The sequence below is a fragment of the Szabonella alba genome (assembly GCF_016765775.1).
In the GTDB taxonomy this organism is placed as follows: domain Bacteria; phylum Pseudomonadota; class Alphaproteobacteria; order Rhodobacterales; family Rhodobacteraceae; genus Szabonella; species Szabonella alba.
On sequence record NZ_JAESVN010000010.1, the window covers coordinates 83,296 to 101,396 of the forward strand.

Genomic DNA, 18,101 nt, shown 5'->3' on the forward strand with positions numbered 1-18,101 from the left:
GGCCGCCCGCCTCCTGTCGCCTGCCTCATACCCTATGCGGCAGGTCGCGCTCAATGCGCAAAACGGACCGAAGCCCCGCCCCGGCCCCATTCATCCTGGCAAAAATACCTTCGGGGGGAAGGTCCGGCCCGTAGGGGCCGGGCCGGCGGGGGGCAGACAGCCCCCCGTGACCGACGGGGGAACTGCCGGGCAGCTGGATCAGGCGTTGGACAGCTTGCGGATATAGGTCCAGGTCGGCACCCGAGCATTGCGCGCCACACTGAAGGTCTCGGCATCGCCCAGATAGTCGAAGCCACAATTCGTCAGCACCCGCGCCGATCCCGGATTGTCCTGAAACACCTCGGCAAAGATTGCGCAATTGCCCATCGGATTGGCCTCCAGCAGCGCACGCAGCGCCTCGGAGGCATAGCCTGTATTCCAGAAGGCCGGTGCCACCCAATAGCCGATTTCTGACTGCCCCCGGTCCATCGCCTTGAGCGAGATCACCCCCAGCACTTCCGGCAGGGCATTGGCGCTGCCATCCATGACCCAGACCTGCTCAACCCCGCCCGCAGCCATGCTGCGGGAGACGAAAGCCTCGGCGGCACCGGGTGGCAGCGGATGGGGAATGGATCGTGTGGCCTTGGCCACCCGCGCATCGCCCGCGTAAAGCGCAAACAGCCCCGCATCCGATTTCCGCACCGGCCGCAGCAGCAATCTGCCCGCCGGGATGACGGCCTTCTGGTCGATCATGTCAAGCGTCATGGCCCCTCCTCCGAAGCACATGCCGGGTTGCCCCGGGTGAATCGCCCGGATCCGGCGGGATATACCCACCGGACGGGCCTTGCCGGGCAAAACGCGATACGCGCCCTGCCCGGTCTTGCGCCTGCCCGTCGCCTCTGGCCCCCGGGCAAATCATCTTGTCCGCCCTGAACTGCGCGCCGACAGGGCGCAGCGCTGGCGATTCCCTGTTTCCAGACCCCGAAGGCTCCTGAAACGGGAAAGGGACCGGCCTTCCGGCCGATCCCCCTGTTACATACGGACTGTAACGGTTCGGCTTACTCGGCTGCCTCCGCGGCGGGGAGGACCGAAATGAAGGTGCGGCCCTTGAGGCCCGACTTGAAGGTCACGCGGCCCTCGACCGTGGCAAAGATCGTATGGTCACGGCCCATGCCGACGCCTTCGCCCGGAAACATCTTCGTGCCGCGCTGGCGCACGATGATATTGCCCGGGATCGCGGCCTGACCGCCATAAAGCTTCACGCCAAGGCGACGACCGGCCGAGTCGCGGCCGTTGCGGGACGAACCGCCTGCTTTCTTGTGTGCCATGGGGGATTACTCCTTGGACGCCGCGGCCTTGGCGGCACGCTTGGGTTTCGCGGGGGCCTCATCCGCTTTCGGTGCGGCCCCGGTTTCATGCGCCGAACGGCGCGCATCGGCGGTTCCGGTCGCAGCGGCAACGCCCGATTTGTCGGCGCCCGTGGCCAGAACATCCGTGACGCGCAGCAGCGTCAGGTGCTGACGATGGCCCTTGGTGCGCTGCGAGCTGTGCTTGCGGCGGCGCTTGACGTAATGGATGACTTTCTCGCCCTTGATCTGGGCGATCACCTCGGCCTGCACGGCGGCACCGGCCACCAGCGGCGCACCGACGGTCAGCGTTTCACCGCCCACCATCAGGATGTCGTTGAACTGGACTTTTTCACCAGCTTCGGCCGCAAGCTTTTCCACGCGCAGCACGTCACCCGCCTGCACCTTGTATTGCTTGCCGCCTGTCTTGAGGACCGCGAACATGGGTCTTTCCTTCTTGCGTTACCCGCGTCCTGTGGCCCCTTGCGGTGTTGCCGGGTCAAGCCCGCCTCGGACAGCGCGCCCCTTTTCGGGACGAGATCAATATGACACCAGGCCACCCCAAGGGCCGCCAGGAAGCGCGCTTATCGCGGATGCGCCCTGTGCTGTCAAGCCATGGCGCGCGGCAATCGGGCCGAAATCAGCAGCAAAAGCGGCTTTTCCGCTCAGATATCCATGCCCATCATCTGCCGCGCAGCGGCCCGGCCCAGATCGCGCGAAATCGCGGTAAAGACCGCGTCGAAGGCGGCAAAAAGTGCGCGGTTCAGGCGCTGGCCCTCATCGCTCTGGCTGAAGGCAAGATAGGCCTCCATCTCGTCATCGGGCACCGAGCCATAGGACAGCGCGAGATAGGGATAAAGCCATTCGACAGTTTCCTGCCGGATATCGGCTTCCTGCGCCCAGACATCGGCCAGCATCTGATCTTCGGTCAGTTCATCGCCGACACCGCCCACCTCGGCCATGCCCTGAAAAAACGCCAGATTGGCATTCAGCGCACCCAGAACATTGCTTTCGATCAGGTCATTGGCCTCGGCAAAGCGCTGCAGAAGGTCATACCGCGCATCTCCCTTGGCCTCCATCTCTTCGGCGCGCAGCTTTGCGGCCTCCTCGACCGCCGGATCCAGAAGCGAGCGGCGCGCCTCCACTTCCAGCAACAGGATCCGCCGTCCGGCATCGCTGTCAAAGAACGCAGCGGCAGCGGCCAGTGTTTCGGCCTCGCCTTCCAGTTCGGTGTCCAGAACCGTATCGAAGCGCTTGCGCATGGTCGGCGCGTCATAGATCAGCGCCACGATCCGGCGCCAGTCGGCGCCGCCCTGACCGGGGAACAGCTCCCCCTCCATCTGGCGGCCATAATCCAGCCCTTCCAGACGCATGACCTCGATCACCTCGCCGATCTTCAGAAGGTCGGAAAGGCGTGCGGGCGTGACGGCCCCTGCCTCGCCGGACTGCACGGAAGGGCTGGATTGCGCCAAAGCGGAACCGACCGGAATTCCGGCGGCGAACCCGGCCAGCAGCAGGGCAGAAAGGCTAAGGGACTTCAGAAAAACCATGGACACCACATTTCAAGATCCTGTCCTGAAACTAGGGGTTGCGGGGCCGATTGCCAAGGCGCAGCGACGATAAGGCCCGCAGATCAGGGCCGATCTGGGCGGGAAACGGCCCAGCAGGCCTGATCCCGGGCAGGCCCGGATGGCTGCCTGTCGGGACTGTTTGTCGGGGCTGGTGCGGACGGCGGGACTTGAACCCGCACTTCCCGAAGGAAAACAGATTTTCATACCACTTCGGCTTTCGCCGCCGCCCCCCAAGCCGAACCGGCAGGGGCGTTCGTGGTCTGGACTATCCCTTCGCCCTGACCAGCCCTGAAGACATGGTTTTAGGCGCCGCCCGTCTAGTCTCTACACCTTCCCGGCCCTTTCGGGCGGGCTTGGCTCGGGATCGGCACGGGCCTTGCGACCCAGAGCTTTCCCCGAATTTGAGCGGTTCTGCACCGAAGGTTTCCCGACGGGCACTCCAATTGTCAAAGTCTGCTGCGTCTACCGATTTCGCCACGTCCGCACGGGGGCGTTCTTGCCATATCACCGGGCCGAGCGCGAGGGTGAAAACCACTCCACCGCCTGATCCGCCTCGCCCCTTGATCCACAGACCGTGGCATCCGATCATGGCACTCCCGTTCCCACCGAAAGGCACCCCCCATGCGCCGCACCGTCCTCGCTGTTCCCGCCCTGCTTTGCGGCATTCTTGGCCCCGCCTTGTCCATGGCCGAGACGCGCATGATTTCCGGCAGCCTGACCTATCGCGAAAGGATCGCCCTGCCCGACGACGCGGAATGGCAAGTCGAGATTGCAGCACCGGACGGACAGGTCGTGACACGTTCGGAACCGGCCCGGGGCCGTCAGGTGCCGTTCGATTTCAATCTTGAGCTGCCCGAAGGCCCGCTGGTCCTGCGCGCCACGATCCTTGTGCAGGATCGCCTGGCATGGCGGTCCGGATCCGTCCCGATCCCGGCGGGAGCGTCAGATGCAGACCTTGGGCCGCTGTCGCTTCACGGCCATATCACCCAGCGGCCACGCGGATGGCTATTATGCGGGGAGCGGATTTTCGGGCTGGGTTTTGCGGGTGAGGACGCGGTGCTGAGCCTTGGCCAAGACAGCCGCCGCCTGCCCGCCCTTCTCGCGCCGGCCAACTCGGGCGCGCGCTTTGCCGATGACGGGCCGCACGCGGTCTGGATCAAGGAGGACGGCGCCATCATCCGCTGGCAGGGCGATGAGATGCCGGCATGCAACTCTCTTGCGCTGCCCCCCGAAACGGCGCTGACCGCGCGGGGAAATGAACCGGGCTGGGTGCTGACCCTGAATGCAGACGGCGCGGCGCTTTCGACCGAGGGCGGGCTTACCGCAGCACTGTCGCCCCTGCCCGAACCCGATGCGGGGCCGGACCATCTGCGCTGGAGCTTTCCGGGGCTTGAGTTCACGGTGACGGCGGGCCCCTGCGCCGACAGCATGTCGGGCATGCCCTATCCCTTTGCCGCCGGGGTTCAGGGTGAGGGGCTGGACCTGACGGGCTGTGCGGGCGATCCGCTGCTGCTGTTGCAGGGCGACTGGCGGGTGATGCAGATCGAAGGCCATGACCTTGCCGAAGGGTCCGAGGCGCCGGACTTCACCGTCACGGGCGATGCGGTTTCCGGTTTCTCGGGCTGCAACCGCTTCAACGCCAGGGCAGTGCTGGACGGCGAAAGCCTGCGCATCGGTCCGGCGGCGGTGACGCGCATGGCCTGCCCGCCCGACCAGATGGCGCTGGAAGCCGCCTTTCTTGCGGCGCTGACCGCGACCGACCGGTTTGATATCGGCCCGGACGGGGGCCTGATCCTGATTGCGGCGGATCGCGACCTGCTGCGGGCCGAGCGCTGAACGCCGGGGAAAGTCGGGACGGCCGGAGCCATGGCCACGCTGCGGCGCGGCGATTGACAGCTTCGGGCCGCTCGTCCAATAGTCAGACGGTTCCGAAGGGGAGGCAGTGATGAAGAAGATCTATCCGGATGCGGCGACGGCGCTGGACGGGCTGCTGTTCGACGGCATGACGATTGCCGCGGGCGGTTTCGGCCTTTGCGGCATTCCCGAATTGCTGATCGCGGCGATCCGCGATGCGGGCACGAAGGATCTGACCGTTGCCTCGAACAATGCGGGCGTGGACGGGTTCGGCCTTGGCCTGCTGCTGGAGACGCGGCAGGTGCGCAAGATGATCTCCTCCTATGTCGGGGAAAATGCCGAATTCATGCGGCAATATCTGTCCGGCGAACTGGAACTGGAATTCAACCCGCAGGGCACGCTGGCCGAGCGGATGCGGGCGGGCGGCGCGGGGATCCCGGGCTTTTACACCGCAACCGGCGTCGGCACGGTGATTGCCGAGGGCAAGGAGGTCAAAACCTTCAACGGCCGGGAATACATCCTTGAAACCGGGATCATTGCCGATCTGTCCATCGTCAAGGCGTGGAAGGCCGATCCCAGCGGCAATCTTGTCTTCCGCAAGACCGCGCGCAATTTCAACCCGCCCGCGGCGACCTGCGGCAAGACCTGCATCGTCGAGGTTGAGGAAATCGTGCCGATGGGCAGCCTTGACCCCGATACGATCCATCTGCCGGGGATCTATGTGCATCGCCTGATCCAGGGCCAGCACGAGAAACGCATCGAACAGCGCACCGTGCGCAAGCGGGAGGGGGTGTGATGGCCGTCGAACAAAAAGGCTGGAACCGCAACCAGATGGCGGCGCGTGCCGCGCAGGAATTGCAGGATGGCTGGTATGTCAATCTGGGGATCGGCATTCCGACGCTGGTCTCGAACTACATCCCCGAAGGCGTGAATGTCACGCTGCAGTCGGAAAACGGCATGCTGGGCATGGGCCCTTTCCCCTTTGAGGGGGAAGAGGATGCCGACCTGATCAATGCTGGCAAGCAGACGATCACCGAATTGCCGCAGACCGCCTTTTTCGACAGTGCGCAAAGTTTCGCGATGATCCGGGGCGGCAAGATCGCCATGGCGATCCTTGGCGCGATGGAAGTGGCGGAAAACGGTGATCTGGCGAACTGGATGATCCCCGGCAAGCTGGTTAAGGGCATGGGCGGCGCGATGGATCTGGTCGCGGGCGTGGGCCGGGTCGTGGTGGTGATGGACCACACCAACAAGGCGGGCGAATCGAAGGTTCTGCGCGACTGCACCCTGCCGCTGACAGGCAAGGGCGTCGTCGACCGCATCATCACCAATCTGGGCGTTCTGGATGTGGTCGAGGGCGGGTTGCGCATCGTGGAATGTGCCGATGGCGTGACCGAGGCCGAATTGCGCGCCGCGACCGAGGCGACAATCCTTGACTGATCCCGCAAACGCCGATTCCGCGATCCGCAAGGAACTGTCCGGTGCCAAGGGCCGCTATGTGCTGACCGAGAACGGGGCGGAGGCCGAGATCACCTTCTCGGTCACCTCTGCCACGCTGATCATCGCCGACCATACCGGCGTGCCCGAGGCACTGCGCGGCAGCGGGGCGGGCCTGCGGCTGGTCGAATATATGGTTACCGATGCGCGGGCCTCAGGCTTCCGGATCATGCCGCTTTGCCCCTTCGTCAACGCGATGCGAAAGCGCCATCCTGAATGGGCCGACGCTTTCGCGGTCTGATCCGTGTGAAGGGCTGGCCGTTATCCGTTCCGCATTTCCCGGACCGCGCAGAACGCCGCACGCGCGCATCCTGCTGCAAAACGCGCGCCCTGCCCTACCGGCAGGACGCGCGTTCGCGTTGTCTCAGCCTTCCAGCGCGGCCAGAACCGCCTTGGTGATTGTCTCCGTCCGGTCCTTGCCCGGAACTGTGCCGATGCCCTGCGCGGTCACGGCGGCCATGGCCTCCATGATGCGCGTGGCGGCCCCTGCCTCTCCCAGATGCTCCAGCATCTGCGACGCAGACCAGATCGCCGCCATCGGATTGGCAATGCCCAGATGCGCGATATCGGGGGCAGATCCATGCACCGGTTCAAACATCGAAGGGGCCGAGCGGTCGGGATTGATATTGGCCGAAGCGGCAAAGCCCAGCCCGCCCTGAATGGCCGCGCCCAGATCGGTCAGGATATCGCCGAACAGGTTCGAGGCGACCACGACATCAAGGCTTTCGGGTGCCATCACCATCCGCGCGCACATCGCGTCGATATGATAATGCGTCACCTCTACCTCGGGATAGTCCCGCGCCAGCTGGTCGGTGACCTCATCCCAGAAGACCATCGAATATTTCTGCGCATTGGATTTGGTGACCGAGGCGAGTTTCTTGCGCCGCTTCATCGCCTGTTCAAAACCGAAGCGCAGGATCCGTTCAACCCCGGTGCGGGTGAAGACCGAGGTTTCCACCGCCACCTCATCCGGCGTGCCGACATGGACGCGCCCGCCCGCCCCGGAATATTCGCCCTCGGTATTCTCGCGGATACACAGGATGTCGAAATCGCGGGTTTTCAGCGGCCCTTCGACCCCGGGCAACAGCCGATGCGGGCGGATATTGGCATATTGCACGAAGGCCTTGCGGATCGGCAGCAACAGACCGTGCAGCGACACCGAATCCGGCACTTTCGCAGGCCAGCCCACCGCGCCCAGAAAGATCGCGTCAAAGCCGCGCAGCGTTTCGATCCCGTCATCGGGCATCATGCGGCCATGCTCCAGATAATATTCGCAGGACCAGGGGAAGGTCACGCCCTCAAGGCTCACGTTCCCCAGTGCCTTTTGCGCAACGGCAAAGGCGGCGTCGGTCACCGGGCCGCCAATGCCATCCCCCGGAATCAAGGCGATGCGATAAGTTGTCATGCGTGTTCCCCTCCTGAAACGCCCGGCAATCCGGTCAAGCTGTCATACCGGTTGCTGCGGGGCGAGGCGCCGGATGTCAAGCGACCACGGCGCGGGGGATGGTGATTTCGATACCGGAGGGAATGCCGGGGGGCTGCCCGTTGCGGCAGACCGGTCAGCAGGCGCTGGCCAGAAGCCGCCCGCCCGCCTGCCCCGAAACCTGCGCCTCGACAATCCGGCCCTCGGGCTGATCGCTGTCAAAGGCAACCTCGGTGAATTGTTCGGTCCTCCCGGTCCGTGCGCCTTCGGTCAGCACGCGATGGGTGAGGCCCAGTTGACCCTGCAGATGCCGGCCAAGTGCCGCATCGCCCGCCGCGCGCAGCCTTGCGGCCCGGTCGCGGATCTCGGGGCCGCGCAGTTGCGGCATCCGGGCGGCAGGCGTGCCCTTGCGGGGGCTAAAGGGAAAGACATGCAGGAAGGTCAGATCGCAATCCCGCACCAGTGCCAGCGAGTTTTCGAACATCGCCTCGGTCTCGGTCGGAAAGCCTGCGATGATATCGGCCCCGAACACCATATCGGGCCGCAAGCGGCGCGCCTCCTCGCAGAAACGGATCGCATCATCGCGCAGATGGCGGCGCTTCATCCGCTTCAAGATCATGTCATCGCCGGCCTGAAGGCTCAGATGCAGATGCGGCATCAGGCGCGGTTCGGTGGCAATCGCCTCCATCAGCGCGGGATCGGCCTCGATACTGTCGATGGAACTGATCCTGAGGCGCGGAAGGTCGGGCACCAGCCGCAGGATGCGGCGGACCAGATCGCCCAGACGCGGGGTTGCGGGCAGATCGGCCCCCCAGCTTGTCAGGTCCACCCCGGTCAGCACCACCTCGGCAAAGCCGCGATCCACCAGCCGCCGGATCTGTTCGACCACGACCCCGGCGGGAACCGAGCGTGAATTGCCCCGGCCAAAAGGGATGATGCAGAAGGTGCAGCGATGGTCGCAGCCATTCTGCACCTGCACATAGGCGCGGTGGCGGCCGAATCCGTCGATCAGATGCCCGGCGGTTTCGCGCACCGACATGATGTCATCGACCTGCACCTTTTCCGTCTGCCCGATGAAATCGGCGGTCCGCAACCCTTCCCATGTGCTGGCCTGCATCTTTTCGTGGTTGCCGATGACGCGGGTCACTTCGGGCATGGCGGCGAAGGTCTCGGGCTCGGTCTGCGCGGCGCATCCCGTCACGATCACCGGCGCGCCGGGATTTTCGCGGGCAAGACGGCGGATTTCCTGCTTGGCCTTGCGCACCGCCTCGGCGGTGACGGCGCAGGTATTGACGACGACCGCCCCCCCGACACCTGCGGCGGCGGCGAGCTCTTTCATCGCCTCGGTCTCATAGGCATTGAGCCTGCACCCCAGCGTCGAGAAGACCGGGGGCTTCATGCCAGCGCCTGCAGGAATTCAGGCGACAGCCGCCCTTCGAACACATGGGCCACGGGGCCGGTCATCCAGACGCCATCCTCGCGCCAGTCGATTTCCAGCCGCCCGCCATCGACATCCATCACCACGCGCCGCCCCGTCAGGCCCCGCAGATGCGCCGCCACGGCGGTGGCGCAGGCGCCCGACCCGCAGGCCAGCGTGATGCCGGTGCCGCGTTCCCAGACCCGCATGCGCAGGTGGTCAGGGCCGGTCAGGCTGGCAAATTCGACATTGGTGCGTTCCGGAAACAGCGTGTCGGTTTCCACCGCAGCGCCCAACCCCGCGACATCGACTGCCCCGGCATCGGGCACGAAAAACACGCAATGCGGATTGCCCATGCCAACGGCCACCGGATCCCCCGCCAGCGGCAGATGCAGCGGGTCCACAGCGCGGGCCAGCGGGATTTCCTGCCAGTTGCGCTGCGGCGGGCCCATATTGACCGAAACCAGCCCATCCGCCCGGCGCACCGCCTGAAGGTCCCCCCGCGCCGTCACGAAGCGCAGCGCCTCCATCCCGGATTGCCGCATCACCAGATCCGAAACACAGCGCGAGGCATTGCCGCAGGCCCCGGCGCGGCTGCCATCCGAGTTCCAGAAATCCAGAGCGAAATCCGCATCCTGCGCATCACGGATTTCCGCCAGCTGATCGAATCCGACGCCCCGGTTGCGATCCCCCAGCGCGCGCGCCAGCGCAGGCGTGACCACCGCCCCGCGCCCGCGCGAGTCGATGATGACAAAGTCATTGCCAAGCCCATGCATCTTGCAAAAGGGCAGGCCGTCCGGGGCGTCCATGCGATTCATGCGCCGCTTTTACGCCTGCGGCGGGGTTTTTGCCAGAGGATGCATTTTTGCGACGAATCCCGCTTGACCCCCGCCGGGGAAGTTCCTAGGAAGCGCCCCAGTGGGGCCGGTAGCTCAGTTGGTAGAGCAGCTGACTTTTAATCAGCGGGTCACAGGTTCGAATCCTGTCCGGCTCACCATTTAAGAACAAGGGCTTAGGCATAATTGCCCGAGCCCTTTTCATTTGCAGAATTTGCCGGGGTAACATTTGGGGTAACGGGCTTAGATCACCGCCAAAACGCATCGAATCGTGCTGCAGTTAGGCGCCGTCTCCGCACAGGAGGGCGGATCGCACCGGCGTCGAACAGCGCCCGGCCAGAGCATTTCAAAGAACAAAACTTGGCATCTGCCTTCTTCGCACGGAACTTAGCGCCACAATTCTTGCATTCCTTGTGCCCGAAATCCGCATTCGTCGCGTATCGGTGACGCCTGCCGCAGCTCACTGTGCAGAAACGCGCACTCACCCTGTGCCGCCCGGACAAATCCTTGCCACACCTTTCACACCTTCGCTGTTGGCGCGCCGAACAGCGATCCTCGGCCACGAGGACGTTGCTACTGGCATCCCGGCATTTGCTTCCACAATACTTTCGGTCAGCGCGGACCCTTCGGCCTGTATCCGTCCTCGCAGGCAATGGCTGCCCGCAATGTTCGCATCGCGCTGTCAGATCAACTGGACTGCCATCGCCGTCGCAACGCGCTCTTTGGTCTCCCGCGCGCTGTGCTGACTGCTGCTGTGCGAAGCCTTGCACAGATCGCTGCAGAATTTCGGCCTTCCCTCTGGCAATGGCCCGTGACAGCGCGCGCAGCGGGTCCGCTCGATCAGAATATTTGTCGGAATTGTCCAATCTGGTTGCCCTTCCCTCCATGTCGGCCGCACCGCGTTCACCTTCCGAAACACATCCGCCAGCACATCCCGCGCCATGGCATCGGCCCCCACCCATCCCCAGCCCTGCAAGCACAGATCCGAACGGATCGCATGAACCAGCGGCCCCTCCAAACCCCACAGGCTGGCGGTGGCTCCGGCGTCGAATGCCATCCGGATCACCTCCGCCAGCTCTATGACCAACGCCTTATATCGTCCCTGTCCGAGCTTGCCCCTCGAGGCGTCCCGCTCCAGGCGTTCCTGCTTTCGCCTGCGGGCTTCCGGGGTCACCCAACCACCAAATCGAACAGCGCCGCTGTAAGCGGCTGTTTCGAGATCGGCGGCAGGGTTTTCACGCCCTCCGGCGCGCCCTTCTGGGCATAAACCTGATCGAGCCATACCTGATCCATGGCCAGCAGGATTGCGATGTGATGCGGGCCGAACGGCACGCACATCATCCGGCACAGGGCCTCAACCTCGGAAGGCTGGATCGGGTTCGGGCCAGCCCTGTGATATGTGCGCGTTGCGTTGAGCCTCTGGAAGGCGTTCCACAGCGGTCGCCCGGCTTCCGGAGGGCGAACCCGGTTCCCTGCAATGGAAGCTCGGACTGCGGCGCAAAGCTGGCGAGTGAGGCGCTGCATGGTCAAACCTTCTGGATCAGAGACAATGTGCCCCCAGCCATGTAATTTCCCGCGTAGAAGGTGAACGGATTGTGCCCACCCGGTGGGATGATCACCTTCAGCACGGGTTCAACCATTTCCACGGTCGCCCCGACGCCGATACCAAAAGGCAGATAGGGCATTACCGAACATAGCCCGGTCACCCCTTCGCTATTCGCGGTCACTTCCTCACTGATCGTGGCGAGGTATTGGCGGTCAGCGCCCCAGGCGATACTGAGGCGCATACCGACCCGGAGCATAAATCCTGCAGGCAGCCCCGCAAAAGCCAGCGCTGTCCTGTCTTCACCTATGGCTTCGACCACGACCGAGCCGCCGGGATCAACGGGCGGCGCATAGCACGGGTCCGAGAACAGAAATGCCCGCGCCGATCCGTTGAGCGCATCTATCTTGGCATCTATTGCCCATCCCTCTTCGGGATAACGTGCCCTTAGCACCATGTTGACCCGCCATATGGGCGAGGCAAGCTGCGCAGCCCAGTAACGGCCATCGCCACCGCCTGACATTTCATCATTACGGGTGAGTGCGAAAGTAACCTGCGAGGGTTCTAGCCAGCGACTGAGAAATGAAAGTGGGTAGGGAAAGGTCAATGCCATCAGCGCATCCTCGGGTTGCCGTTGATCTGCTGGACCCGCACAGGCAAGGCCTTGTCGATCTCGGCACCCATGCGCGACGATGCCTGTTGAGCCTCCTGCCGGGCCACATTCTTGACGTAGAGATTGCCGCTCTCATCGAACGCAGCGGTGACATGCACCTGAACATCGAGCGGCTGCGACGCGCCTCCGGTAACATTCTGCCTTTTCGTATGGTCAATGACGGTTTCACGCGGATGCATCATCGCAAGAAACCCGCCCTTGCCGTCGAGGCCGCCGCTCCTTGGTGCGTTTCCGGTATAGCCACCTCCATCAAAACCCAGCAGCCCGCCTATGGTCTTGAAGAAGCCACCGATTGCCCCCCCGGAATCGGCCAGCGCCATCATGCCCTTCTGCATCTGGACCTTTGCCATCTGCATCAACAGATCCGCCAAAGCCTGTCCCGCGCTCTTGCTGCCATTGAGAACGGACATGAAGATGTCGCTCAGGGCCTGCGCCCCGCGCTCGGCATTGTCCTGAACCTTCTGCATCTGTTCGGCGGCATTCTGCGCGGCCATCGCCGCCGAGTCATAGCCCATGGCCAGCGCCTCGATCTCGGCCGTCAGTTCGGGGGTGATCTGCTTGCCCTGTTTCATGGCCGCATGCATCAACTCGGCACGGCGTCGGGCGTATTCGACAGCATCGCCATAGTCGCGGCCGCCTTGGGCCACCGCAATCAAGGCAAGCGATTGAGCCTCAAGCGCCCGCGTCTCTTCGCGGATCGAGGCCACGGCAGCGGCATAGTCATCGGTCTTGCGCCCGCCACCCCCGCCCGATGCCGACTGACCCGCATTCTCCCAGTCGCCACGCGAGTCCACATCCGGCCTCTGGGGCCGGGTGCGCGGTGCGTTCGGATCATCGTTCCAGCCGATCTGCGAGCCGTCGCTACCAGCCATTTCCCAATCCACCGGCAGTTCGCTGCGAAGCCGGGCGGCCTCGTCGGCAACAGCGTTCACCGCGCCCCAAAGCGCCCCAAGGCGGGCAATCACGCCCGAGAACTCCGCTTGGCCGGTAGATTCCAGTTCGCCGCGCAGGCGCTCGCTTTCGTCCTTGGCATCCTCAAGCCGGGCGTCGAACTCTTCCAGGCTGATCGTGCCATAGTCCAGATCGTCGCGGGCCTGTTGGATGGATCGGGCGAGGTCGAGAACCTCAGCCGCCACTTCACCGGCCCGAAGGCGGTCAAGTTCCTGCGCAATCGCCTGCAAGCTGTTCACCGTATCATTGGCCGCGCCCGAGAAATTCAGCGGCAGGGCGTCAAGCTGGCGCTTCAAATCTGAGACGATGCCAGTGGCTTCCGCAGCGCCGACGACAAGGGCTTTGAAGAACCCACCCACGCGGGCCGTGACTTCATTCCACTTCTGGTCCAGTTCCGCCGCCCGCTGAACCATCTCGGAATCCATCACGGCGCCAACCTCATGCGCGCGGTCGATGGTGCGGCGCAGCCCGGCCTCGCCCTGGCCGATCAGTTCCACGAACCGTTCCCCAGCCGAGCCGCCGAAGATCTCATCGGCAACCCGGATCTGGGCCGCGCGGTCGAGGCCCTGCAAACGACCGATGATCTGCAACAGAAGCTCTGAGGGGTCTTTCAGCGCCTCGGCCAGTTCGGTCGAGGAAAAGCCCAGACGCTGGAAGGCCTCGGCGGCTGAGCCTTTCCCGGTGGTCACGAATTCGTCGGCACGCAGGTTGAGTTCCTTCAAACCATCAACCATCTGATCGACGCCGATCCTGTTCTGTTCGGCCACGAACTTCCATTCCTGGAAGGCTTCAAGGCTGACGCCGGCGCGCTTGGCTTCATCCCCGACTTGCGCAATGCCCCGCACCATCTGGGCCAGTCCGCCGACCGTCACCGTGCCCACGGCCCCGAGGATCCCGCCCCGGATAAAGCCGCTGGCGAACGTCTTGGAGAAGGTTCCGATTTTCGTGCTGGTCGTGGCCAGAGCCTGATTGATCCGGCTGGTCGAGCGGAGCATATCCCGTTCCATCTGTTGGGTCGCGCCGCGCGAACCCCGCCGCAGGTTCTGATAAGACCTTGTGCCGCGACCCTCTGCCCGCGCCATGCGCTTCTCGAATTCCGAGACCCGCGCCTCGAGCATCACCACCAGGCGTTCATCCGCCCCAACCGCCGCGTTCATCTGCGCCCCCTCATGCCATCCAGAGATCTTCGGTGAACCAGTCCGCCGAGGTGGTGAACTGCCCTTCGCTTGCGGCGGCGCGCGCCACGGCCATTGCCGTTGCAACCGCACCGTCGATCTTGTTGCCGCTCTTGCCCTTGTGGAACATGCGGTTCCCGGCCTTGTCGGTTTCCACCTGAATGTTCTCGAAGTTCCAGCGCAGCACCGGGTGCCCGCCATGGCGCAGCGATCCGGACAGGATCGCGCGTTCCAGTTCCTTCACCGCAGGCGCCATGCTGACCCAGCCTTGCCGGAACTCCACCGCCGGTATTCCGTCCTCATTCAGGGCCGCCATCATCGTCCGCCCGAAAGTCGGATCGAATGCCGCCTCCTGGACATTGAAGCGGGCGCAAAGCTCGCGGATATGATCCTCCACCGCGCGCAGATCGACCGTGTTGCCCGGGGTCGGGATGATGTGACCATCCTCGGCCCAGCTGATGTAATCGACCCCGTGCCGTTCACCCCGGGCGCGCAGATTGTCCTCGGGGCAGAAGAACCACGGATGAACTGCAAAGCCGTCACCATCGCGCCAGGCCGCGACGACAACGGTCAGATCCTCGTTCTTCGACAGATCGACGCCAAGCCAGCAGGGCGCTTGCGCCGATTCCATCGCCTCGAGATCGACCGCGCCGCGCCCCCGGTCATAGACATGCATTTCCACAAAGGGCGATGTGGACTGGTCCAGCCAGCGGTTGAGGTTGAACTGAAGGAAGCTGTCGCGGTCAAAGGGTGAGTGAACGGCCTTTGCCGCCTTGTCGCGATAGGCGTCCAGATCCGGATAGCCATGCGCAAGGCCGGGGTTCACCGCAAACCACAGGGCTTCATCCTGCCAGTCATCTTCGGGTTCAGCCATGAAGATCACCGGCAGGGTTGCCGGATCCTCGATCTCACCCTTCTGGACCTTGATGGCATATTCTACGGTCTTCCAGGCAAGGTTCTCCTGCCCCCGTCCCGAGGTCGAAGCCACGACCATCAGCGTCCCCGGCACCTTCACCAGCGCAGAATCGAGCGCTTCCCATTGCTTCAGGCCGGGCCGTCCCTCCCAAGCATGAAGCTCGTCGGCAATGACGACATTCGGGGTCTTGCCGTGCTGCACCTTGCCATCGGAGGCAATCGCGACATAACGGGTCTGCGCCCTCTGGCAGGAGATGCGCGAGACATATTCACGGATGTTCAGGTGCTTTTCCAGCCGCCGGTCATTTCGGATGATCAGCGCCGCCTCATTGAAGAGTTCCATCGCCTGTTCATGGGCCGAGGCGGCCGAGATCGTCAGCCCGCCGGTTTCCATTTCCGGCCCCATCAGGTGCAGAAGCGTGATCGCGGCGCACAAGCTGGTTTTTCTATTGCCCCTCGGCAACAGCAGCACCACGCGGCGCACGATCCTTGTGCCGTCCGGATGGCGCGGCCCATAGATGCGCCGGATCGTGCGTTCCGCCCATGGGTCAAGCTGGAAGGCCCGGCCCGGCAGACGGCTTTTCGGGTGACGCAGCTGCCGCAACCAGGTCACGGCCATTTCCCCGCGCCCCATCGGGTCGGGTATCTCGTCCTCATTGTCGATCCAGGAAGGCCGCAACATCAGCGCGCCCCCGGCCAGCCCCAGAGGCCATCGTCATCGTCTTCGTCCTCGATGGTCGGGCGCGACCGGGAAACCGGGGTGCAGCCGAGTTCGGCCGCCAGAAGCCGTGCCCGGGTCATCGCGTCCGACTGGATCGATACCGCGGGGTTCTTCGCCATGCGCACAAGTCGAGACACACCATCCTTGTCGATGGCATAGACCTTCTGCACTGCCCCGAGGCGCTGGATCTCACGCTCCATTTCCCGCGCCATACCGATCGCCATGCAGTAATTCTCGACGCTGCCGAGATCCGCGCTGGTCAGAATCTTGCGCTTCCCGAGGATGGGCACGATCCGCCGCCACTCTGTCTTGGCATCGTCCGACAGCCATTCGGGCGGCGGCATATCCTCGATAGGATCCCGTTCGACCTGGACCTGTGGCTTCATCCCGCGCATGTCAGTTAACCCCGCTCAAGGCGATGCAGCGCAGCTCGATACCGAAGCGGCGGCCGAGCGGCACAACCTCGCGAATGTTGAAGCTGCGCCCGGCATGGCGCACCCGGTCTGCCGTGGTGATCTCCCCCGCCCAGATCGTGCGGAAGACGATCACCGTCTCATCGCTGGCCCCGAAATCGCGCAGGAATTCAGTGGTGCCTTGCTGGACAATCTCGGCGCGCAGCTGCGCCTTGTCGGTCCAGGTGAACACCGGACTGCCCGCCGCGCTCAGGCTTTCCGTGGCCTCCTGCACCGTGATCGGATATTTGCGGCGACCGGCCGTCATGGCGCGACCTCCTGCACCAGGACCTCGACCGTCACCACGCCATGCGAGGTTTCGCCATCGCGGTCGCGCATCTGCCGCATGCTGGAAACCCGCCAGTCGGCGCAATGAAAGCCCGGCCCGAGGTCGAGCCGACCGGATTGCACCGCCGCCCGGATCGCACCGCAGATCCGCTTGACACCCTCGAGCGAGGGCGCGCGTTCCCAGACATGCAGCGTGTGCCAGACCCGCTGCCGGTCGCGGCGCAGGCTGTCGCCCTCGTCCACCGCCTGACTTTCGCCCAGCATGATCGAGGGGGAAGGTGCCGGGCGCTGGTTTGCGTCAAGGATCGCGCTGGCCGAAACAAGTCCCGTCACTCCGGGACTGGCCACCAGCCGCGCACGCAGCGCCTCCTGAACCGACAGTTCCGCGCTCATTTCGCCTCCTTGATCGCCTTGCCGATGCCGCGCTTGATCGCGGCCAGCGCCCGTTTCCGGTGCAATCGGAAGGCGGGCCAGAAGAAGGGCTGCGGATCGTGGAACGTGGTCCCGTGCTCCTGAAGGTGCGGATATCGAACATCGGAATTGCCCGCCGTGATCGCGACGGCGTTTTCCGGCACCACCTTCGCCCCGCCGGGCTGGGAATAAGGCGGGGTGGACTGGCCGGGGCCGGTGACCGCGATGCTTTCGGCCAGATCACCGTCATCCTTCGGGGCAAGCTGGCGCATGGTTGCCGCCATGGCCTCGGCCTGCCGCATGAGAACGGGCTGAATCGATTGCCGTGCCGCCAGCGGCACAGCCTTCATGCGGCGCTGAAAACTGGACAGACCGCCATCATCCGCCATCAGAAGCTCCAATCCCGATATTCGTTCAGGATCTCGCGCACCCCGAACGGCACTTCCCGCGCTGCCGGGCCAGCCGCTTCGCGGTTCTCGAACCACCAGGCCATCAGCTGAAGGATCCCCTCGGCCAGCGAGGCCGGGAATTCCTCGCGCGTGTCCTCATCCCCCGGTTCCTCATCAGGATCGAGGAACCGCGCGGCCAGCCTGTAGCCGAGCAGTCGTTCGACATGGTTCTGCGCCGCCGCAAGCTTGCGCCCGATCATCGCGGCATCAAGCGCGGCCATGTCCTCGGTCAGGGACAGATGCGCGAAGGCCTGTTCGGAGGTGACATAGGCCATGTCAGGGGTCCTCGCTGCGCTGGATCAACCCGGATCCTCGGCAGCGTTCACACGGACCACGTTGCTGTTGACCCAGAGAGAGGCATTCAGCTTGATCACGTTGTTCGCCGTATCATACGCTTCGGAGGCAGAACCGACGACAGCAACGAAATAGCGCTCCGAGGGCGTTCCACCGGGAGGAGCATCATTCAGCACCATTGTTGATTTTCACCCAGAACTGACCCGGGTTTTTCATCGAGAATTGACCCGGCTTTGAGTATGGATTTCGGGTCAGGCAGGGGTCAAGATCTGTGTTGTCTCCTTCTTTTTCTTTGCTGCGGATGCG

22 protein-coding genes and 1 tRNA gene are annotated in these 18,101 nt (G+C 64.2%); 5 read left to right on the forward strand and 18 right to left on the reverse strand.

The features are described from left to right. Positions 1–198: 198 nt before the first annotated feature. The 4 genes from JL811_RS17140 to JL811_RS17155 form a co-directional block, all read right to left on the reverse strand. Entirely contained in the window at positions 199–744 is a 546-nt protein-coding gene (locus JL811_RS17140; protein WP_202689932.1) for a GNAT family N-acetyltransferase, read from the reverse strand. Positions 745–1,037: 293 nt separating this feature from the next. Continuing rightward, a complete protein-coding gene (rpmA, locus tag JL811_RS17145) occupies positions 1,038–1,307 on the reverse strand; it encodes a 50S ribosomal protein L27 (protein ID WP_202689933.1) in 270 nt (89 codons plus the stop codon). A gap of 6 nt (positions 1,308–1,313) precedes the next feature. Beyond that, positions 1,314–1,769 (reverse strand): 50S ribosomal protein L21, encoded by a 456-nt coding sequence (gene rplU, locus JL811_RS17150; RefSeq protein ID WP_202689934.1) that lies wholly within the window; start codon positions 1,767–1,769, stop codon positions 1,314–1,316. 221 nt (positions 1,770–1,990) lie between these two features. Next, a complete protein-coding gene (locus JL811_RS17155) occupies positions 1,991–2,875 on the reverse strand; it encodes a DUF2059 domain-containing protein (RefSeq protein WP_202689935.1) in 885 nt (294 codons plus the stop codon). Between the two features lie 642 nt (positions 2,876–3,517). On the opposite strand from JL811_RS17155, the gene JL811_RS17160 reads away from it, so the two are divergent. The 4 genes from JL811_RS17160 to JL811_RS17175 all read left to right on the forward strand — a co-directional run bounded on the left by JL811_RS17160 (position 3,518) and on the right by JL811_RS17175 (position 6,488). Beyond that, entirely contained in the window at positions 3,518–4,732 is a 1,215-nt protein-coding gene (locus JL811_RS17160; protein WP_202689936.1) for an META domain-containing protein, read from the forward strand. Between the two features lie 109 nt (positions 4,733–4,841). Continuing rightward, on the forward strand, positions 4,842–5,546 hold the full coding sequence (locus JL811_RS17165; RefSeq protein ID WP_202689937.1) for a CoA transferase subunit A: 705 nt from the start codon (positions 4,842–4,844) through the stop codon (positions 5,544–5,546). Then, positions 5,546–6,190 carry a 3-oxoacid CoA-transferase subunit B gene (locus tag JL811_RS17170; protein ID WP_202689938.1) on the forward strand — a complete coding sequence of 215 codons (645 nt, stop codon included), beginning with the start codon at positions 5,546–5,548 and terminating at the stop codon, positions 6,188–6,190. The genes JL811_RS17165 and JL811_RS17170 overlap by 1 nt, the downstream gene beginning before the upstream one ends. Further along, complete coding sequence (locus tag JL811_RS17175; RefSeq protein ID WP_202689939.1) at positions 6,183–6,488, forward strand: GNAT family N-acetyltransferase; 306 nt, start codon at positions 6,183–6,185, stop codon at positions 6,486–6,488. Before JL811_RS17170 ends, JL811_RS17175 begins: the two co-directional genes overlap by 8 nt. Positions 6,489–6,611: 123 nt before the next feature. Here JL811_RS17175 and JL811_RS17180 read toward each other — a convergent pair whose 3' ends face one another. The 3 genes from JL811_RS17180 to dapF form a co-directional block, all read right to left on the reverse strand. Next, positions 6,612–7,652 carry a tartrate dehydrogenase gene (locus JL811_RS17180; protein WP_202689940.1) on the reverse strand — a complete coding sequence of 347 codons (1,041 nt, stop codon included), beginning with the start codon at positions 7,650–7,652 and terminating at the stop codon, positions 6,612–6,614. Positions 7,653–7,806: 154 nt separating this feature from the next. Then, a complete protein-coding gene (gene mtaB, locus JL811_RS17185; protein ID WP_202689941.1) occupies positions 7,807–9,069 on the reverse strand; it encodes a tRNA (N(6)-L-threonylcarbamoyladenosine(37)-C(2))-methylthiotransferase MtaB in 1,263 nt (420 codons plus the stop codon). Beyond that, the gene (dapF, locus tag JL811_RS17190) at positions 9,066–9,905 is read right to left on the reverse strand and encodes a diaminopimelate epimerase (protein ID WP_420496789.1); all 840 of its coding nucleotides are present in this window, start codon (positions 9,903–9,905) and stop codon (positions 9,066–9,068) included. Before dapF ends, mtaB begins: the two co-directional genes overlap by 4 nt. Before the next feature lie 103 nt (positions 9,906–10,008). Here dapF and JL811_RS17195 point away from each other — a divergent pair. Next, positions 10,009–10,084 (forward strand) — tRNA-Lys (locus tag JL811_RS17195). A 521-nt stretch (positions 10,085–10,605) separates the two neighbouring features. Here JL811_RS17195 and JL811_RS17200 read toward each other — a convergent pair. The 11 genes from JL811_RS17200 to JL811_RS17250 form a co-directional block, all read right to left on the reverse strand. Beyond that, entirely contained in the window at positions 10,606–10,980 is a 375-nt protein-coding gene (locus JL811_RS17200) for a hypothetical protein (RefSeq protein ID WP_202689943.1), read from the reverse strand. Positions 10,981–11,093: 113 nt separating this feature from the next. Beyond that, on the reverse strand, positions 11,094–11,447 hold the full coding sequence (locus JL811_RS17205) for a phage tail assembly chaperone (protein ID WP_202689944.1): 354 nt from the start codon (positions 11,445–11,447) through the stop codon (positions 11,094–11,096). Between the two features lie 2 nt (positions 11,448–11,449). Then, complete coding sequence (locus tag JL811_RS17210) at positions 11,450–12,079, reverse strand: hypothetical protein (protein ID WP_202689945.1); 630 nt, start codon at positions 12,077–12,079, stop codon at positions 11,450–11,452. Further along, the gene (locus JL811_RS17215) at positions 12,079–14,247 is read right to left on the reverse strand and encodes a phage tail tape measure protein (RefSeq protein ID WP_202689946.1); all 2,169 of its coding nucleotides are present in this window, start codon (positions 14,245–14,247) and stop codon (positions 12,079–12,081) included. Before JL811_RS17215 ends, JL811_RS17210 begins: the two co-directional genes overlap by 1 nt. Before the next feature lie 10 nt (positions 14,248–14,257). After that, on the reverse strand, positions 14,258–15,862 hold the full coding sequence (locus tag JL811_RS17220) for a terminase large subunit (RefSeq protein WP_202689947.1): 1,605 nt from the start codon (positions 15,860–15,862) through the stop codon (positions 14,258–14,260). Next, the gene (locus JL811_RS17225; protein ID WP_337924764.1) at positions 15,862–16,287 is read right to left on the reverse strand and encodes a phage terminase small subunit P27 family; all 426 of its coding nucleotides are present in this window, start codon (positions 16,285–16,287) and stop codon (positions 15,862–15,864) included. Before JL811_RS17225 ends, JL811_RS17220 begins: the two co-directional genes overlap by 1 nt. A gap of 10 nt (positions 16,288–16,297) precedes the next feature. Next, complete coding sequence (locus JL811_RS17230; protein ID WP_202689949.1) at positions 16,298–16,621, reverse strand: phage head closure protein; 324 nt, start codon at positions 16,619–16,621, stop codon at positions 16,298–16,300. After that, positions 16,618–17,034, reverse strand: coding sequence for a DUF3168 domain-containing protein (locus JL811_RS17235; RefSeq protein ID WP_202689950.1), 417 nt, complete (start codon positions 17,032–17,034; stop codon positions 16,618–16,620). Before JL811_RS17235 ends, JL811_RS17230 begins: the two co-directional genes overlap by 4 nt. Then, on the reverse strand, positions 17,031–17,441 hold the full coding sequence (locus JL811_RS17240) for an HK97-gp10 family putative phage morphogenesis protein (protein ID WP_202689951.1): 411 nt from the start codon (positions 17,439–17,441) through the stop codon (positions 17,031–17,033). Before JL811_RS17240 ends, JL811_RS17235 begins: the two co-directional genes overlap by 4 nt. After that, positions 17,441–17,776, reverse strand: a complete 336-nt coding sequence (locus JL811_RS17245) for a head-tail connector protein (protein ID WP_202689952.1) — start codon at positions 17,774–17,776, stop codon at positions 17,441–17,443. Before JL811_RS17245 ends, JL811_RS17240 begins: the two co-directional genes overlap by 1 nt. 24 nt (positions 17,777–17,800) lie before the next feature. After that, positions 17,801–17,974 (reverse strand): hypothetical protein, encoded by a 174-nt coding sequence (locus tag JL811_RS17250; RefSeq protein ID WP_237685028.1) that lies wholly within the window; start codon positions 17,972–17,974, stop codon positions 17,801–17,803. Positions 17,975–18,101: the final 127 nt, after the last annotated feature.

What these genes read in the sequence shown, in the direction of transcription:
- JL811_RS17240 (WP_202689951.1), bottom strand. Translation starts at nt 17,441, where the DNA reads ATGGCGGATGATGGCGGTCTGTCCAGTTTTCAGCGCCGCATGAAGGCT.
- JL811_RS17210 (WP_202689945.1), bottom strand. Translation starts at nt 12,079, where the DNA reads ATGGCATTGACCTTTCCCTACCCACTTTCATTTCTCAGTCGCTGGCTA.
- JL811_RS17205 (WP_202689944.1), bottom strand. Translation starts at nt 11,447, where the DNA reads ATGCAGCGCCTCACTCGCCAGCTTTGCGCCGCAGTCCGAGCTTCCATT.
- rplU (WP_202689934.1), bottom strand. Translation starts at nt 1,769, where the DNA reads ATGTTCGCGGTCCTCAAGACAGGCGGCAAGCAATACAAGGTGCAGGCG.
- JL811_RS17215 (WP_202689946.1), bottom strand. Translation starts at nt 14,247, where the DNA reads ATGAACGCGGCGGTTGGGGCGGATGAACGCCTGGTGGTGATGCTCGAG.
- JL811_RS17180 (WP_202689940.1), bottom strand. Translation starts at nt 7,652, where the DNA reads ATGACAACTTATCGCATCGCCTTGATTCCGGGGGATGGCATTGGCGGC.
- rpmA (WP_202689933.1), bottom strand. Translation starts at nt 1,307, where the DNA reads ATGGCACACAAGAAAGCAGGCGGTTCGTCCCGCAACGGCCGCGACTCG.
- dapF (WP_420496789.1), bottom strand. Translation starts at nt 9,905, where the DNA reads ATGAATCGCATGGACGCCCCGGACGGCCTGCCCTTTTGCAAGATGCAT.
- JL811_RS17235 (WP_202689950.1), bottom strand. Translation starts at nt 17,034, where the DNA reads ATGAGCGCGGAACTGTCGGTTCAGGAGGCGCTGCGTGCGCGGCTGGTG.
- JL811_RS17200 (WP_202689943.1), bottom strand. Translation starts at nt 10,980, where the DNA reads ATGGCATTCGACGCCGGAGCCACCGCCAGCCTGTGGGGTTTGGAGGGG.
- JL811_RS17160 (WP_202689936.1), top strand. Translation starts at nt 3,518, where the DNA reads ATGCGCCGCACCGTCCTCGCTGTTCCCGCCCTGCTTTGCGGCATTCTT.
- JL811_RS17230 (WP_202689949.1), bottom strand. Translation starts at nt 16,621, where the DNA reads ATGACGGCCGGTCGCCGCAAATATCCGATCACGGTGCAGGAGGCCACG.
- JL811_RS17165 (WP_202689937.1), top strand. Translation starts at nt 4,842, where the DNA reads ATGAAGAAGATCTATCCGGATGCGGCGACGGCGCTGGACGGGCTGCTG.
- mtaB (WP_202689941.1), bottom strand. Translation starts at nt 9,069, where the DNA reads ATGAAGCCCCCGGTCTTCTCGACGCTGGGGTGCAGGCTCAATGCCTAT.
- JL811_RS17140 (WP_202689932.1), bottom strand. Translation starts at nt 744, where the DNA reads ATGACGCTTGACATGATCGACCAGAAGGCCGTCATCCCGGCGGGCAGA.
- JL811_RS17220 (WP_202689947.1), bottom strand. Translation starts at nt 15,862, where the DNA reads ATGTTGCGGCCTTCCTGGATCGACAATGAGGACGAGATACCCGACCCG.
- JL811_RS17245 (WP_202689952.1), bottom strand. Translation starts at nt 17,776, where the DNA reads ATGGCCTATGTCACCTCCGAACAGGCCTTCGCGCATCTGTCCCTGACC.
- JL811_RS17225 (WP_337924764.1), bottom strand. Translation starts at nt 16,287, where the DNA reads ATGAAGCCACAGGTCCAGGTCGAACGGGATCCTATCGAGGATATGCCG.
- JL811_RS17155 (WP_202689935.1), bottom strand. Translation starts at nt 2,875, where the DNA reads ATGGTTTTTCTGAAGTCCCTTAGCCTTTCTGCCCTGCTGCTGGCCGGG.
- JL811_RS17250 (WP_237685028.1), bottom strand. Translation starts at nt 17,974, where the DNA reads ATGGTGCTGAATGATGCTCCTCCCGGTGGAACGCCCTCGGAGCGCTAT.
- JL811_RS17170 (WP_202689938.1), top strand. Translation starts at nt 5,546, where the DNA reads ATGGCCGTCGAACAAAAAGGCTGGAACCGCAACCAGATGGCGGCGCGT.